Genomic DNA, 18,406 nt, shown 5'->3' on the forward strand with positions numbered 1-18,406 from the left:
ATGAATATCATTGGATAAAATTCTATCAATTGCACCCGGAAGAACTTGTTTATTCGGAGATCATCAAGATTATTTGGGGTTGCCAATCATTGCTTGCGCTATAAATAAACACATTACTTTACAAGCAACCAAAAACAATTTGGACTACTTTTTTCTGGATAAGCCTGATGTGAATATCAAAAGAAAAATCTATTTTAAAGATGAAATCATTCTTCCAAAAAATCCAGATTTTTTTCTATCAACTTTACAGGTATTAAAAAGATATGGTTGTATTCCAAATTGTGGTTATGACATAAAAATTACAGGAACAATTCCTATAAATGCGGGCACTTCTAGCTCCTCAGCTATTGTGGTTGCTTGGGTGCAGTTTTTGTTGAAAGCTTTTGGCCCACAAGAACTTTTAACACCCAAAAAAATAGCACAAATTGCATTTGAATCCGAAGTGTTAGAATATAATTTCCCTGGTGGAAAAATGGATCAATTCAGTATTTCTTTGGGAAATATTATCTATTTAGAAACTGGAAAAAATTTTCTAGTTGATGTGATAAATTTACCTTTAGAAGGATTAATTATTGCTGAATCTGGAGTTAAAAAAGATACCATTGGTTTGTTAAAAGAATTAAAAGGAAATTCTTGGAAAGCCATCCAAGAAGTAGAAAATAAAATTCCAAATTTCACAATGAAAACTGCCAAAATGGAAAATCTAACTTCTTATTTAGATTGTTTGACTGATGATTTGAAACCTTATTTTGAGGCTGCTTTAGGAAATTATCATGTTACAAAAATGGCTTTTCAAGAGTTTAAAAGTGGACATATAAACCTCGAAAAAATAGGAAGTTTGATGAATCTTCATCATCATTATTTAAAAAATCTGCTAAAAATTACAGTTCCAAAAATAGATGACATGATTGATGCAGCTCTCAATTCAGGGGCTTTAGGAGCAAAAATAGTTGGTTCTGGTGGTGGTGGAAGTATTGTCGTTTTATCTAACAAAGAAAATGAACAACAAATTTTAGACGCCATTTTAGCAGTTGGCGCAAAAGATGCTTATGCTGTGAATGTTGAAAAAGGCGCAAATGTTCATTTTGTAACTCATTTTTATAATTGATGTATGCACGATAATTTAATTATTTTAGCGGGAGGAATGTCCTCTCGAATGAAGAAAAATTCAACTTCAAATTCTTTATCAAAAGAGGAAGAATCGCAAGCCAATGAACGAAGCAAAAGTTTGATAAGTGTTGGAAATGATGACAGACCCTTGTTAGATTATTTATTATATAATGCCAAAAAAGCGGGTTATAAAAATATTTATATTGTCATCAATGAAAAAGGAACTTTGTTTTACGAATTATATGGTCAAAAAAAAGCGAATAATGAATTTCATGGATTGAATATTTCGTTTGCCATTCAATATATCCCTGAAAATAGAGTAAAGCCATTTGGAACTGCAGATGCTGTTTATCAAGCAATTGAACAGTTTCCTGAGCTAAATAACAAACAATATACCATTTGTAACAGTGATAATTTGTACTCAGAAAATGCACTGAAATTATTGAGAGAAACTAAGAATCAAAATGCATTTATATCTTATGACAGAGATGCTTTGGATTTTTCAACTGAAAAAATTCTAGGTTTTGCAATCATGAATTTGGATTCTGAAAATTATCTAAAAACAATCATTGAAAAACCATCTGAAGCAGTTGCAAACAAGCATAAAGATATGGAAGGAAAAATTCGTGTGAGCATGAATATTTTTAAATTTGATGGGAAAAGTATGTTTCTATATTTAAAAAATTGTCCTGTAAATCCTGATAGAAATGAAAAAGAAATCCCAACAGTTGTTTTGAATAGCGTAAAAGAGAATGCAAAAGCTTTTTTAGGAATCCCAATTTCTGAGCATGTTCCTGATTTGACTTCTAAAGAAGATATCAGTTTACTTAAAGAATATTTACAAAATCATTTTCCAGAAAATTTGAAATGGTAAAATTGAAAACAACAAACATTTTTTTGAACTATTATAGCTTATGATTTCACTCAATACTTTTGATTACTTTCTGATAATCACATTTTTTGCAGCCACTTTATTTATTGGAATTTATGTTTCAAAAAAATCAGGAAAAGATTCTACAGAATATTTTTTATCAGGCAGAAATATGCCTTGGTGGTTGTTAGGTGTTTCCATGGTTGCAACAACTTTTTCCACTGATACTCCAAATTTTGTGACAGATATTGTAAGAAAAGACGGCGTTTCTGCAAACTGGATGTGGTGGGCTTTTTTAATTACGGGATTATTAACTGTATTTGTGTATGCAAAATTGTGGAGAAAATCTGACTTAAAAACAGATATTGAATTTTATGAATTGCGTTATGGAGGAAAACCAGCTAAATTTTTAAGAGCATTTAGAGCATTGTACTTGGGATTTTTGTTCAATATTTTTGCCATGGCTGGAGTTACTTTGGCTGCAATTAAAATTGGTGGAATCATGCTGGGTTTAGAACCTTGGGAAACCATTATTTATGCAGGAAGTGTCACTGTAATATTTAGTACTTTAGGAGGTTTTAAAGGTGTTGTTTACACAGACTTTATTTTATTTTTTACAGCTATGGCTGGCGCAATTGGTGCTGCATTTTATTTGGTCAATATTCCTGAAGTTGGCGGAATTCAAGCATTATTAACTCATGAAAATGTAATTGATAAATTATCTATTCTACCAGATTTTTCAGATAAAGAAGCAATCATTACACTATTAATCATTCCACTTACTGTTCAGTGGTGGAGTTCTTGGTATCCTGGAGCTGAGCCTGGAGGTGGTGGTTATATTGCTCAAAGAATGTTGGCTGCAAAAAACGAAAATCATGCTATTGGCGCAACATTTTTCTTTAATATCATGCATTATGCATTAAGACCTTGGCCTTGGATTTTGGTAGCTTTAGCATCTTTAGTTGTTTTTCCTGATGTTGCAAGTATTCAAGAAGCATTTCCAAATATTGCTGAAAATAAACTAGGTCATGATCTGGCATATTCAGCCATGTTAACAAAATTACCAAATGGTTTGCTGGGTTTAGTATTAGCCTCATTAATTGCGGCTTATATGTCAACCATTTCAACGCACTTAAATTGGGGATCTTCCTATATTGTGAATGATTTTTACAAACAACATTTCAATAAAAAAGCCTCTGAAAAAGAATTGGTTTCCGTTGGAAAAATTTCAACCATTTTACTGATGATTTTCAGTGCCATATTTGCACTTTACCTACAAAATGCCAAACAGCTTTTTGACCTCATTATTATGTTTGGTGCTGGTACAGGATTGATTTTCATATTGCGTTGGTTTTGGTGGAGAATAAATGCATGGAGTGAAATTTCTGCTATGATTGTTTCTGGAGTGATCTCTCTAATTTTCACTTCAGAAACTGTTGATACTATGTTTTTTGGAGTAGAAGGATTTTTTCCAAATTATTTAAAATTTCCATTAACTGTTTTTATTACAACGATTATTTGGATTGGAATTACTTTCTTGACAAAACCTGAAAGCGACGAAACACTTATTAATTTTTACAAAAAAATCATTCCAGGAGGCCCAGGTTGGAAGTATTATCTGAGATTAAAGGGAATTGAAAAATTGGATAGTATCAATCTGGATAAAAAATGGAATGTCCCAACAGGAATTTTAGCGATGTTATTAGGATGTCTTTTGATATATTCCATCATTTTTGCAACAGGAAATTGGATTTATGGAAATATAAAAATTGCAATAGCCATTTCAGTATTATCATTAGTTACAATGTATGTATTACTAAAAATTTGGAAAAAGCTTAGAAACAACTTTCTATAATTTTTAAAAAAATGAAAATTTATTTTGATATGTAAAAAATATTTGTATTTTTGGCGCAGTTATAAACCCCTTATACCCCTAGAGAATGGATAAAGATACCATGAAACAAGTATTCATGCTTGTTGTTACCTCAGTGCTTTTGTATTTTTGTGGTTCTTATTTAACCACAATTGGAGAATTAAAAAACTTATTTGACGGATTAGTAGTAATGATTTTTTTCTTTTCATTATTTCCGTTTTTAAGTCTTTTTACAATTTTCATTATTAGATTCCTAAAATCATTATTAAGTTTTAGAAACTTTTAATATTTAGGGCTGAAGTATTAAATTATATTTTGTTGCGAAGACAAAATAAAAAAACTTGAGAAGAAATTTCTCAAGTTTTTTTGTTTTAAATTGATAACAAAAGTTATTAAAAACAAAAAAGAACTGAAATCAAAGATTACCAGTTCTTTATGTGAACCACATAGACCTGACTTCAAATCAAACACTTGAGTTTTTTGAAAAGATAAACTTGAAAATTCTTGTGTAAAAAATAAAACCTTCAACTTTTTGGGCTGAAGGTTCGATTAATATAAAGTTTTTAGGGTATTAATAATATTGAATATAAGATACTCAAAAAATCATGAATTTCAATAGTGTAATTAGTACTTGAAAACTAAAAAACTTAATTCTTATTTATTACACCTCTTATTTATTACACCTCTTATTTAATTCCAAAAAGCTGCGTACAATGCTACCAATATTAAAATTATTGCAAACGCACCAATATTAAACAACGGACTTGTTTTGAACAATTCTTTGGTGATGTCAATTCCTTTTTCATCGTCAGCACCTTTGTGTTGAATAAAACTCACCAATGCAATTACAATCATCGTTAAAACAACGGTATATCCCATTTGATCCATAAACGGAACATCCACAAACAGTGCACTTGTTGACCATCCTTTGGGGGCTACTTTAAAATACATTGCAATTGGAATAGAGGCTAATGCTCCTATAATGGCCCCTTTGTTCGTGGTTTTTTTCCAGAACAAGCCTAATAAAAATACGGCTAAGATTCCCGGACTTACCACTCCTGTATATTCTTGAATGAATTGGAATGCTTGGTCTAAATTCCCTAATAATGGCGCCATAATACACGCAATAATCAAGGCAACAAATGCCGAAATTCTACCCATATTTACGGTAGCTCTATCAGAAGCGTTTTTGTTGATGTATTGTTTGTAAATATCCATTGTAAAAATGGTAGATGTTGAGTTTAACATCGAAGCTAAAGACGATACAATCGCTGCTGCTAAAGCTGCAAATGCCACTCCTTTTAATCCTGTTGGTAAAAATTGTAGTAACCAAGGATAGGCTTTGTCTGCTTGTGCTGCTGTTGGTAAGTTTTCTAAACCTGCTGCGCCTAAACGTGCCATGATTGCAGGGTCGTTCACCATTACATAGGCTGCAATTCCAGGAATTACCACGATTAATGGAATTACCAATTTTAATCCTGCTGCAAATAAAATTCCTTTTTGTGCTTCTTTCAATGATTTTGCTGCCAAGGTTCTTTGTATGATGTATTGATTAAAACCCCAATAATACAAGTTCGCAACCCACATTCCTCCTACCAATACTGCAATTCCGGGTAAGTTTTTATACTCAGGATTTGTTTCGTCTAAAATCATTGCAAATCGTTCAGGAACTGCTTCGTAAATGGTGGTTAATCCTGCAAACATTCCTTGTCCGTCTGAAACGGTATTTAAGGCTAAATAGGTGGTTACCAAACCTCCTACAACTAAAAATACTACTTGAATTACATCTGTCCAAGCTACTGCAGAAAGTCCGCCATATAATGAATAGGCTGCTGCAAAAAGTGCTAAACCAAATACTCCATACATCATTGGTATTCCCATTATGGTTTCTAATGCCAAAGAACCCAAGTACAACACTGTGGTTAAGTTTACAAAAACATATAAGGCAATCCAAAATACGGCTAAAATGGTTTTTAAATTGGTAGAATATCTTTTCTCCACAAATTCAGGGATGGTGTACAAGCCTTTTTCAATGAAAATTGGTAAGAAATATTTTCCTACAATGATTAAGGTTATTGCTGCCATCCACTCATAAGAGGCTATTGCCAAACCTGAGGCAAATCCTGAGCCTGACATTCCTATAAACTGTTCTGCTGAAATATTTGCTGCAATTAACGAAGCGCCAATGGCCCACCAAGGCAATGATTTACTTGCCAAGAAATAATCTTCTGCATTTTTTTGATGTCCTTTTTTGTCTCTAGAAACCCATAAGCCTACGCCTAAAATTAATACAGCATAGGCTATAAAAATGGCGTAATCTAAAAATTCGAAACTTGCTGTCATAGAATAATAATTAGTTTAGTTTGGTTGATAGTATACATTAAAAAAAATGCTACAAATTATTTAATATCTGTAAAACGTACTAAATATTTTTGTGTGCATTTTTTACAAAGAAAATAAAAATCAGGGTTTACAACCTAAATAAAGGATGTCAATAAGTATGCGAAAATGTTTCAATAAAAGAAATCTTCATTAAAGAGGCTATTTTTTAAATGCAATTTAATTTTTTGTACTCAATAATATATGGATCTTGTGAACCTGTTTCGTGCAACTATGAGTATTTATTGAAATGATTTTTAATCCCATAAATCTCTAACTATTTTATCATTCCATAAAAGTAAGAACCTCCTAAAATTGTGAAACAAAACCCAATTATCTTTTTTAAAAGAATTTTTAAAAATCATTTAATAAATTGCAAATACCATTGCGTTTTTCTCAATGATTTTGCTAAATGACACAATTTCTACTAGTTTATGAGACTTTTTTAAGGGGTCTTTTAATTGAAATAACCATTATTTTGTTCTTATAAATTTTAGGTGTAAAAACAAACAAGCCTAATTAAACTTTAATTATTAACTAAAATATTAAAATTATGAAAAAAGGATTACTCTTTTTAATGGTACTAATCATTTCTATTAGTACAAATGCGCAAATTACCAGTTCTGGAATTGGTTCTGATGGACTACCAGCAACTGGATCTACAGACTGGTCTAACACATTAAGTTGGGTTGGTGGGGTTATTCCTACGGATGCAGATGATGTAATTATTGCAGCTGGTCATACTGTAAGAGTAACCAATTCAGCTAGTTCGCCTGCGGTAGCTGGTAGTATTACCGTTAACCTAGGGGGTCAGCTATTTATTGATGTAGCCAGTGCTATTACTGTTTCAGGAGATTTAACAAATAATTCAAAAGCAAGTCCTATAGGAGTTCTTTTTAATGATAGCGTAGGCGCGATTCCTGGCTCTTTAATCGTAAATGGCTCTTACGTTGGAACTGATGGAGCTAGAAGGGTTCAATTCAGTATGAATCCTGATGTATCTGCTGCGAGTTTAAGATGGTTTTTAATGTCATCACCTTTAGTAGTAGATAGAATTACAAATGATTTCATGAATAGAACTCGAGTATTTCAACCAGGAAATGTTGATCCTAATCGTATTTCATTCGGTAATTATGATGACTCTCGAGTGGGTAATAAATATAATTATTATAGTACTAATGGAGGAGACAATGATGGTTTCTCTGCAGGATTAGATGCTGGAAAAGGGTATGCGATTGCAATTGAGGATGATGGGGATGCTGCTGCTAGAATACAAATGCGAGGAGAGTTAAATACTAGCGCTGTGTCTATAGCAATTTCAGACGCTGGAAATGGTTTTAACTTATTAGGGAATCCTTATGCTTCTTATTTAAGTGCTAATACAGATGGTGATGCCACCAATAATGTACTAGCTGTTAATTCAGCTATTTTAGCAGAAACTACACTTTGGTTTTACGATGGTGCAGCAGGGTCTTTTATAACACGTAATTTATCAGACACAAATTTTGATATTGCACCAATGCAAGGATTTTTTGTAAAAGCAACAACAGGTGGAGGAACTTTTAACTTTACGAAGGCAATGATGACTCATAATGTGAGCCCAATAACGTATTTTAAAAGCGCTTCAAATGCAAGATTTGAATTCGATTTAACCCTTACAAATGGAGAGGCAAGTTCAAAAGCATCTGTAAGATATATTGAGGGCACAACTACAGGTTGGGACAATGGATATGATAGTTCAACTTTTGGAGGCTATGCAGCTGGTAATTTAGAAATAGCAACACAATTGGTATCAAACAATACTGGTAAAAAATTAGCAATTCAATCGTTACCAAATTCAAATTATGAAGGCACTGTTATTCCTTTAAGTATTAGTGCAGTAGCAAACAAAGAGTTTACCATTACAGCGGATGTTAAAAATATTCCAGAAAATATTAAATTGTATTTAGAAGATAGAGTAGCTAAAACCTTTACACGTTTAGACGAGGAAAATGCAACTTTTAACTTCACACCAAGTGTAAGTTTAAGTGGCGAAGGTCGTTTTTATATTCACACAACTGCAGCTTCAGTTTTAAATATTGATTCAGAAACATTAACAAATGTATCAATCTTTAGTACCAATAAAAACACATTAAAAATAATTGGTTTACAAAACGGAAATACTTCTGTTAAGATTTTCAATATTTTAGGGAAACAAGTGGTGTCAACGTCATTTAAAAGCAATGGTTCAAAAGAAATTTTATTACCTAATTTAAATAGTGGAGTTTACATTGTAAAACTTGAAAATGAAGCAGGATCATTGAATAAGAAAATAATTTTAGAATAACCCAATTAACCAAAACGATAAGAGTCATGAAAAACAATATAAACAACACTCCAGAAGATATTACAAGAAAAGAAGCTTTAAAAAAGATAGGTAATTATAGTAAATATGCTGCTTTAACAGCAATTGGAACTTATTTGATTTTAAATCCTAAAAAAGCACAAGCTGCTTCACCTGAAGCTCCAGGAACAGGATTTTAATACAAATAATTAGTAAGGTGATACTAAAACTTTAGAACACTATTATTTAATAATTTAATAAAAAATGAGCTCAATTTAACTATTGGGCTCTTTTTTTTAAAATGGAATTTAAACATTTCGTTAGTTTAAATTAAAACTTCGTTACTTTTTTAAATAGCGTTGTTGTACTGTTTTTATTTGAATAAATTATTCAAATTATTAAAGAACAATGAAACAATAAAAAATTCATTTCCTCTATTACAAAAAAAATAAAAAATCACTCTAAAAAAAATAAGCTAAAATGATAATCCCCAAACACAATTTATTATTCTTTATCGTAATATTTTGCACACATTCGTTGTTTTCCCAGTTAGATGCAGTACCCATAAGATATTTTGGGGCTTGGGATAGAGGTGATGCTATTAATGATTATTCAGACCCCAAATATGACTATATTTTAGGCACAGAATTATCTGCACAATGGAATGAAATTCAACCCAATGCTCCAGGAGAATTTGATTTTAGTATGTTTCAAGATGGCATAGACAAGGCATTGCAATTTAATAAAATGATTAAAATAAGTATTGGAGTTGGTCCAGCAGCACCCTCTTGGATTTATGACAATGGTGTGCCACTTGTAGAAATAGACGTGTTTGACCCAATTAGACATGCAGGATTCGTAAACAATCCCTATTATTTAAATGAGCAATACATCGCATATTATTATGAACTTATCAAACAGTTTTCACTTTTTTTAAGAAATCAACCTCAAGAAAAATTTGATAGAATAGGTTTTGTACAAGTTAAAACAGGAACTACAGGAGATGAAGAACCTTATAAAGGCATTCCCAGAATTCCTGCATACGAAATCGACAACAATGATTGGATTGAATTTCGTCAAAATGCATTTATTGAATTTAAAAAACATTTTAATGATGTTCCAGACCGTAAAATTATTTTAAATTTTAATAGTATCGATGTAGATAAACAAGAATTACTAAATACTTGGGTTTTTACTCAAATCGATCCAAATGTTGGCTTTAGTATTAAAGGTGGTCCGTACAACAGAGGGCACCATTTAGAAGGTGAACCAGATTATAAAGCTCAATGGTATAAATATTTAGTAGACCCTAAAGAAATTTCTCTATTCTCGGCTTCGGAAATGGATCAATCTTGGCAGAAACCAGTATTTGCAATTAATACAGAACTGGGTTTCTATTGGTCCATACTTGGAGGACTTAATACTGGTGTTTCCTCTACCAATGTTACTAAAAGTGCCATTGATTATATCTATGACCACGACGAAATTAGAGTTATCTATAAAATGTACAACAAGTTTGCGCAACAAGTATATCCTAAAAAAGCAAGTGCTGTATTGTCTATTTTTCACGAAGGTTTAGATGCTTCTGACACAGCTAAATTCCCAGAAGAGACGTATGGACAAGCAGCCAGGGGAAATATAGCTAGATATAAAGCCATAGCAGAAGCTTATCTTGAAAAAGGAGCAAAAGTGGATGATACTTTAGCTTTAAATAATGGTCAAGTATATCAGCGTTTGCATCAAACTGGTTATAATGACGTAGGTTGGAATATTCAATCTGGCAATTACGAACGGTTTTTATATCAAATAAATCCAGAAGAAACATCAATAGGATTGTTTCGTGTTCGTGGTACAATTAACACAAATTCTTCAAAATACGATCGTTTTGCACGTTCATTTGAACATTCAGTGGATAGAAAAAAAGACACGATGTATTTTAAGTTTCATGACGATGTTTTTATAGAAACTTTACCAAAAAAATTAACATTTAAAGTTACTTGGTTAGATAGTATTGCAGGGTCTACTTGGGCTTTACAATATAAAGATATCACGGGACTGCAAAAACAACTTCAAAAAACAAGTATTGGCGATTGGCAGTGGAAAAGTGAAGAATTTGTGATCGAAGATTTAATGACAGGAGGTGTTGGGACCAATGGTGCAGATTTTATGTTGGTAAATACCGACGATTTGAATGATATTTTTCACGGAATAGAAATTGATATTGAAAGACAAGCTGTTGCTGCTAACCCTCAAATAAAATCGGCTTTAGATGGAGATTGGCATTTACCAGCAACTTGGATAGGTAATTTAGTGCCAACAACCACAGATGATATAATTATTGATCATGCAGTGAGAATTGACCGTAATTACAGTTTTGCAGCAAAAAATGTTACGATATCTGCAACAGGAAATTTAACAATACAGCCTCGAACTTTGTTAACTGTTGATGGAAACTTAGTAAATAATAATAGTATTACTTTTAATGCTAGTGGTAATAACCAAGAAATGGGCGCTATTAAAATTTTAGGCGCAGGAACGTTTACAGGAAACGATGTCACTGCAAATATTAGACCCATGGCTTTATCAACAGTCGCAGACAATTGGTTTTTAATTTCATCACCTTTAAAAGGCGCCTCAATTACTGATTTTATTGCGAATAGTCAAGTTATAAGAAAAAACGCAGCATTACAAAATTCCATAGGTTTTTACAATGACGCAAATGCACCTGGATCTAAATACACCTATTACACGGATGCTGATGCATTAGCAGCAGGAGATTTTATTGAAGGTAAAGGATATAGTGCTTTAATTGACCTTCCAGTTCCTGCAACAAATCACAGATTTAGATTTACGGGTCAAATAAATACAGATAATGTTTCAATTCCAATTTCTGATGCAGGTAATGGTTTTAATTTGGTAGGTAATCCTTATACTGCATTTTTATATGCAAATACAGATGGGAATGCTACCAACAATATTTTAACGGCAAACAGCTCAGTTTTAGAAGAAAATACACTTTGGTTTTATGACGCTGAATTCTCAAGTTTTGTAACAAAAAATTTAGGAGATACAGGTTTTGATATTGCACCAGCACAAGGCTTTTTTGTGAGAGCAAAAATTGGTGGAGGAACATCACAAAACTTTAATTTTACGGAAGCCATGCAATCTGATAAATTTAATGATGGTATTTTTTATAAAAGTGCTTCAAATAATCGATTTGAATTTGATTTAACCATTACAAATGGAGAAAAAAGTTCAAAAACTTCGGTAAGATATATTGATGGAACCACTACCAATTTTGACAATGGTTTTGATAGTTCGATTTTTGGCGCTTTTTCAGCAATTGATTTAAAAATAGCAACACAATTAGTAACAAACAATACAGGTAAAAATTTAGCAATTCAATCCTTGCCAACTACTAATTATGAAGGTACTGTTATTCCGTTAAATATAACTTCAGTGGCAAACAAAGAATTTACCATTAAAGCCAACGTTAAAAATTTACCAGAAAATATTTATGTGTATTTAGAAGATAGAGTTGCAAAAACAGTTACACGTTTAGACCAAGCAAATGCCTCTTTTAAAATGATACCTAGTGTAAATTTAAGTGGATCAGGTCGTTTTTATATCCATACAACTGCATCATCAGTTTTAAATATTGATTCAGAAACATTAACCAACGTATCTATTTTTAAAACTAGCAACAATACTTTAAAAATTATTGGTTTGCAAAATGGAGATACTTCAGTTAAGATTTTCAATATTTTAGGAAAACAAGTTTTAGCTACTTCATTTAATAGTTTGGATACTAATGAGATTAAAATCCCAAATTTAAGTAAAGGGGTATATTTTATCCAATTAACTAATAATGCTGGTAAACTAAATAAAAAAATTATTTTAGAGTAAATCATTTTTTTTGAAAGGCAAAAACACCAATTAAAACCATCAAAAAATACTTTTTTGATGGTTTTATTTTTTTAAATAATAAAAACTTAATACTCAATGATTTTGTATTGACACAATTTCGCCTAATGAATGACATTCATTACATAGATCATTAAATCCGTTTTTGTTTTAATTTGTATGAAATAAAACTATCCAATTTTCAATTCATATATGCAAGAAATAATGAATTATATAAAATACCGTTTTTTTATTCTCATACTAGTTTTGTCCATAAAATCGGTACATTCTCAAATTGAAGCAGTTCCTATAAATTATTATGGAACTTGGGACAGAGGAGAATCTATTAACGATTATTCTGACCCCAAATATGACTATATTTTAGGAATGGAAGTTGATGATACATGGGCAAACCTCCAGCCAAATGCTTCAATAGAACCTGATTTCAGTATTTTTCAGATAGCAATAGACAAAGCATTGCGATTTAATAAAATTGTAAAATTTAGTATTAATGTAGGGCCAGAATCGCCTATGTGGTTATACCAAAATGGAGTTCCGTTGGTTTTAGTAAACCCTAATTTACCCAAAAATAACCACTTGTCAAATGCTCCTTATTATTTAAACCAAAAATACCAAGATTACTATTTTGATTTTATTAGAAAGTTTTCACTTTTTTTAAGAAATCAACCACAAGAAAAATTTGATCGCATTGCATTTGTTCAAGTAAAAACAGGAGCTACAGGAGATGAAGAACCTTATAAAGGAGTTCCTTTTGATACAAACTACAATATTTCAGATACAGCTTGGCAAAATTTTAGGATTCTATCATTTAATAAATTTAAAGAATATTTTAATGATGTAGCAGACCGTAAAATTGTGTTAACCTTTAACAATGTAGATCCAGAGAAACAGAAGCGTGCTTATAATTGGGTAATAAATGATATAGATAGATCTATTGGTTTTGGAATTAAAGGTGGTGCTTATAATAGAGGACATCATTTGTCTGATGAAAAAACATTTAAAAAACAATGGGTTCCTTTTTTAGTAAATCCAAAAGATATAAAAATATTTTCAGCCTCAGAAATGGATCAATCTTGGACGAAAGATATTTTTAAAATTAATACAGAATTAGGTTTTTATTGGGCAATGCTTGGGGCTTTAAACACCGGATTGTCTTCATACAATGTAGCTAAAAGTGCTGTTATCTATGCATACGATCATGAAGAAATTAGAGATATTTATAAAATGTTCAACAAATTTTCTCAGCAGGTGTATCCAAAAACAGCCACTGCAGCATTAGCTGTTTTTCATGAAGGTTTAGATGCTGCAGATAAAGATAAATTCCCTGAAGATATTTATGGGAAAGCAAACCAAGGAAACGAAAGTCGTTATTTGGCAATATGTAACGATCCAATATACAAGAATAGAGGAGCAAAAATGGGCGATACATTTGCAGCTACAAAAGGACAGGTATTTCAACGGGAATCACAAGTTGCTTACAATGATGCAGGATGGGATATTGAGGATGGAAACTATGAGCGATTTTTAACACAGATTAATCCAAATGAAACATCTATCGGCTTGTTTCATGTTCGTGGAGAAATTAATACAAACTCATCCAAATACGATCGTTTTGCACGTTCTTTTGATGGTCCTGCTAAAAGCACTATGTATTTTAAGTTTGATGATGAGATGTTTATAGATGATGAACCAGAATCGTTAACTTTTAAAATTATTTGGTTAGATAAAACTGCGGGCTCAACCTGGTCTGTAAAGTATAAAAACAAACAGGGTCAAATAACCTCTGCTATTGATGTTGTTGGTACAGGATCTAACAATATAAATGGCGAATGGAAAGAAGTAAGTTTTGTAATAACTGACATGCTTGTAAATGCTAAAGGTGCTATGGGCTCTGATTTTACACTTGTAAATACAGACAATATTGATGATGTTTTTCATGGTATAGAAGTGGATATTCAAAGGAAAAAACAAGGATTAAGCGTGCATAATCATTCTTTAAAAGAATTTAATTTATTTCCAAATCCAACAAATGATATTATTTCATGGAATTCAAACTTAAAGTTTGATAAAATAAAAGTTATAAGTGTTACAGGAGCTATATTATTAGAAATAAATAACCCCAATACTAATTCCATCGATTTAAGGAATTTAAATAGTGGCATGTATTTCGTTCATTTCTTTCAAGAGAAAAATCAAAATAGTATCAAGAAAATTATAAAAATGTAACAGATATTATCTAAAATGAAAAAATTACATCTGTTTTTCATCTGGGGTATTATCTTACAAATTAATTGTCAAGAACAACCCAAAAACCAACCAAATATCATTTTAATGATGGCTGACGATTTGGGATATAACGATTTGTCTTGTTATAGAAATCAGCATAAAATAATTTCAGAAAATCCTCCAACAAGCCAAACACCTAATATTGATGATTTGGCAAAAAACGGAATGCAGTTTACCGATTTTTATAGTGGCGCAGCCGTTTGTTCTCCCTCAAGAGCAGCCCTATTAACAGGAAGAAATGCAACACGCTCAGGTATTTATAATTTTATACCTAACGAATCACCCATGCATTTAAAGTCCGAAGAAATCACCATTGCAGAAATGCTTAAGAATCATAATTACCAAACCGCTCATTTTGGAAAATGGCATTTGGCGTCAGAAAACAGGAAACATCCAGAACCTTTAGATCAAGGATTTGATAACGCTTTTTGGACCTATAGTAATGCTGAACCTTCTCATAAAAATCCCGTAAATTTCATCAAAAATAGAAATCCTCTAGGTAAATTAAACGGATATTCAAGTCATTTGGTCGTAAACGAAGCAATCAAATGGTTAGAGAAAAATAAAGCAAAATCAGCACCTTTTTTTATGAATGTTTGGTTTCACGAACCTCACTTAAAAGTAGCAGCTCCAGACAGTTTATCCATAAGACACAAATACAACAAAGACTATTATGGTTGTATCGAAAACATGGATGTTGCTGTGGGTAAATTAATGACTTATTTAAAAGCAAATGGCTTGCTAGAAAATACAATTATCATTTTTACATCAGACAATGGCTCTAAGTTTAAAGGATCAAACGATCCTTTAAGAGGTCAGAAAACCTTTCAATTTGAAGGCGGAATTCGGGTTCCGTTCATAGTACAATGGAAAGGGAATATTCCTGCTGGAAAAATCTCACAAGAAATAGGTCATTTTACAGATGTTTTACCAACCTTGGCGAGTTTAACAAAAACGCAATTACCAAAAGATATAATTATTGATGGAGAAAATATCGCTCATATTCTTCTTTCAAATTCTAAGGATAAGCAACGAAAAGAACCCCTCTTTTTTTACCGTTATTTTAATGATCCAATTTGTATGGTGCGATTAGAAGACGTCGTTTTATTAGGATATTATCAAAAACCAAAAGAAAGAGTAGCTAAATATGATGAAAGAGAAGAAGCTCTTTTTAAACCTAAAGAAGGCGAGCATAAAGGTGCACAATGGGCTTTTCAGATAGAACATATGAACGCTATAAAAAACCAAGAACTGCTATATTTTGAAATGTATAACGTAAAAAATGATGTTGGCCAGTTTACCAATATCATCAAAAATCATACAAAGTTATTTGAAAAGATGAAAAAAATAATGCTCAAAAAACGTATTGAAATGATTACAGAAGGAGGCAATTGGTTTGAAAATGAATAGCATAAAACAACGCAATAAATGATCCGTTTATTAAACCTTTTATACTCGTGTTTGTCAGACATAAATTAGAAATTAAGCTGAAGAAAATTTAAAAAGTAAAATTGTTGCTCATTTTAAAAAAAAATGAACAAACGAGCCAAATTAACATATTAAATGACACTTTTAAAATAAGCACATTCATAACTTATAGCATTTCTTTTTAAATATATAAATAAGAACATTTTCACAAATCTATTTAAGAACTCATGATTAAAAAATCAACAATAAAAGTAATAGCTTTTCTATCAATTTTTACATTAGAAACATTTTCTCAAAACAGTATTGCCGAAAATTATCCACAAATTATTGATTTGTCATTTACACCAACTAAACCAACCAGTCCAGAAAAATATAGTGCCTCCCTTTTTTCAGATGCTGGTTCATGGATTGGATTTACAAATCCAGATGCTAATAATTGGGTAAATGGGTTTTGTGGTCCTTATACTATTGACGACCGCAGCTGGATAAGCAAATCTATAGCAGAAGTTAGTGTTGAGAAAAATGGACGAGAAGTAAAATCAGAACAGTTTAAAAAGGATAGTGTTTCTTATTCCCCAGGCTTGTTATACATAAGTAGCAAATCTGAGAATATTAAAATAGAACAACAACTTACCTTTATAGATAAAAATCACACTATTTTACAATTAAATTCAGATGCTGTAAAATGGAATATTCATTCCACTATTTGGTTGACAAATGCAATTGTTAAACAGAATAAAAACAGCCTTGTTGTACAATTGGTCAATGGCGAACTAATAGTACTTAAATTTCCAAAAAGCTTCAATGTAACCGTTAATGATAAAAGCTATTCTGCAAAAAGTAAAAAGACTTCAGATAGTGAATACATACTGATTTCTTTTTATAACAATCAAAAAGAATATGATTTAAATGTAAATAAAGCGAAAACCATTCTTAAAAACCCTGCTATTGGCATCCGTAAAACAAAAGAGCGTTGGAATGATTATTTGTCAAAGGCACTGCGTAATAATATGCCTCCACTTTATAGTAAAATTGCTGTAAAAAGTGTCGTTACCCTAATTTCAAATTGGCGTGCTGCAAAAGGTGATTTGCTTCACGATGGGGTTATTCCTTCGCATGCCAATATTCGTTTTAATGGATTTTGGGCTTGGGATTCTTGGAAGCATGCAGCAGCACTTGCTCATTTTGCACCTCAATTAGCAAAAGAACAAGTAAGAGCTATGTTTGATTATCAAGCAGAAAATGGCGTAGTACCCGATTGTGTTTTTCCTAATAAAAACAGAAATAATTTCAGAAACACCAAAGCTCCTTTGGCATCGTGGGCTGTCATGGAAATTTATTATGAAACAAAAGACATAGAATTTTTAAAAGAATTATTCCCCAAATTGGTAAAATACAATCGCTGGTGGTATGATAATAGAGATCATGATAAAAACGGAATTTGTGAATACGGCTCTGCAAACGGCTTAACAAAAAATGGACGATTTGAAAGTGGTATGGACAATGCCGTTCGCTTTGATAGTATTGATATAGTGCAGAATGGACCCAATGCTTGGAGTCTAAATCAAGAATCGGTTGATTTAAATGCTTTTCTATTCCTTGAAAATAAGATTCTAAAACAAATGGCAACTATAGTAAACAGTACCTTTAACGACCCTTTTGATGCCAAGAAAATAGATGATTATTTTTATGATACTAAAAATGAGTTTTATTATGATAAAAAATTAAATGGCGATTTTATACGTGTTGAAGGGACGGAAGCTTTTATCCCTTTGTGGACAAAATTGGCAACGAAGGAAAGAGCAGAAGGCGCCATCAAAATGGTTCAAAAGCCACATAAATTTTCTACTTACATTCCGTTTCCTACAGTCAGTGCAGACCATCCAGAGTTTGGGTATGACAAATACTGGCGTGGTCCCGTTTGGATAGACCAAGTTTATTTTGGAATTGCAGGTATTCGAAAATATGGTTATACCGAAATGGCTGATAACTATACCAATCAAATCTTTACCCGATTGGAAGGTTTAGGTGATAACCAACCTATAAACGAAAACTACGATCCACATACTGGTAAACGACTTAAAGCTTCAAATTTTAGTTGGTCTGCAGCTCACTTACTTATGATGTATTGGGAGTATGGAAAATAGTATCGATTGATATTTAGATGATGTTAATATTTTGAATTTGTTGTTTTTTCAGTTACTAACAAATT

At 31.7% G+C, this 18,406-nt stretch carries 10 protein-coding genes; 9 read left to right on the top strand and 1 reads right to left on the bottom strand.

Annotated elements, in window-relative coordinates; genetic code table 11:
* The first annotated feature begins 10 nt into the window (after positions 1–10).
* From IU405_RS12695 to IU405_RS12705, 3 genes are read left to right on the top strand one after another with little or no spacing between them, the layout of a single operon-like run.
* Positions 11–1,108 (top strand): mevalonate kinase, encoded by a 1,098-nt coding sequence (locus IU405_RS12695; protein WP_197438985.1) that lies wholly within the window; start codon positions 11–13, stop codon positions 1,106–1,108.
* A gap of 3 nt (positions 1,109–1,111) precedes the next feature.
* A complete protein-coding gene (locus tag IU405_RS12700) occupies positions 1,112–1,984 on the top strand; it encodes a sugar phosphate nucleotidyltransferase (RefSeq protein WP_197438986.1) in 873 nt (290 codons plus the stop codon).
* A 40-nt stretch (positions 1,985–2,024) separates the two neighbouring features.
* Positions 2,025–3,836, top strand: a complete 1,812-nt coding sequence (locus IU405_RS12705) for a sodium:solute symporter family protein (protein WP_197438987.1) — start codon at positions 2,025–2,027, stop codon at positions 3,834–3,836.
* Positions 3,837–4,544: 708 nt separating this feature from the next.
* Here IU405_RS12705 and IU405_RS12710 read toward each other — a convergent pair.
* Positions 4,545–6,197 carry a sodium/sugar symporter gene (locus tag IU405_RS12710; protein WP_197438988.1) on the bottom strand — a complete coding sequence of 551 codons (1,653 nt, stop codon included), beginning with the start codon at positions 6,195–6,197 and terminating at the stop codon, positions 4,545–4,547.
* A gap of 589 nt (positions 6,198–6,786) precedes the next feature.
* Between IU405_RS12710 and IU405_RS12715 the strand changes: the two genes are divergently transcribed.
* The 6 genes from IU405_RS12715 (at position 6,787) to IU405_RS12740 (ending at position 18,341) form a co-directional block, all read left to right on the top strand.
* A complete protein-coding gene (locus IU405_RS12715) occupies positions 6,787–8,559 on the top strand; it encodes a T9SS type A sorting domain-containing protein (protein WP_197438989.1) in 1,773 nt (590 codons plus the stop codon).
* Between the two features lie 26 nt (positions 8,560–8,585).
* Positions 8,586–8,756, top strand: coding sequence for a hypothetical protein (locus IU405_RS12720; RefSeq protein ID WP_197438990.1), 171 nt, complete (start codon positions 8,586–8,588; stop codon positions 8,754–8,756).
* Positions 8,757–9,036: 280 nt separating this feature from the next.
* On the top strand, positions 9,037–12,462 hold the full coding sequence (locus IU405_RS12725) for a T9SS type A sorting domain-containing protein (RefSeq protein WP_197438991.1): 3,426 nt from the start codon (positions 9,037–9,039) through the stop codon (positions 12,460–12,462).
* Positions 12,463–12,684: 222 nt separating this feature from the next.
* Positions 12,685–14,706: a T9SS type A sorting domain-containing protein gene (locus IU405_RS12730; protein WP_197438992.1), complete on the top strand. Its 2,022-nt coding sequence runs from the start codon at positions 12,685–12,687 to the stop codon at positions 14,704–14,706.
* Between the two features lie 15 nt (positions 14,707–14,721).
* Positions 14,722–16,176: a sulfatase-like hydrolase/transferase gene (locus tag IU405_RS12735; protein WP_197438993.1), complete on the top strand. Its 1,455-nt coding sequence runs from the start codon at positions 14,722–14,724 to the stop codon at positions 16,174–16,176.
* A 245-nt stretch (positions 16,177–16,421) separates the two neighbouring features.
* Positions 16,422–18,341 (top strand): MGH1-like glycoside hydrolase domain-containing protein, encoded by a 1,920-nt coding sequence (locus tag IU405_RS12740; RefSeq protein WP_197438994.1) that lies wholly within the window; start codon positions 16,422–16,424, stop codon positions 18,339–18,341.
* Positions 18,342–18,406: the final 65 nt, after the last annotated feature.

Source organism: Polaribacter sp. BAL334 (assembly GCF_015767435.1).
Taxonomy (GTDB): Bacteria; Bacteroidota; Bacteroidia; order Flavobacteriales; family Flavobacteriaceae; genus Polaribacter.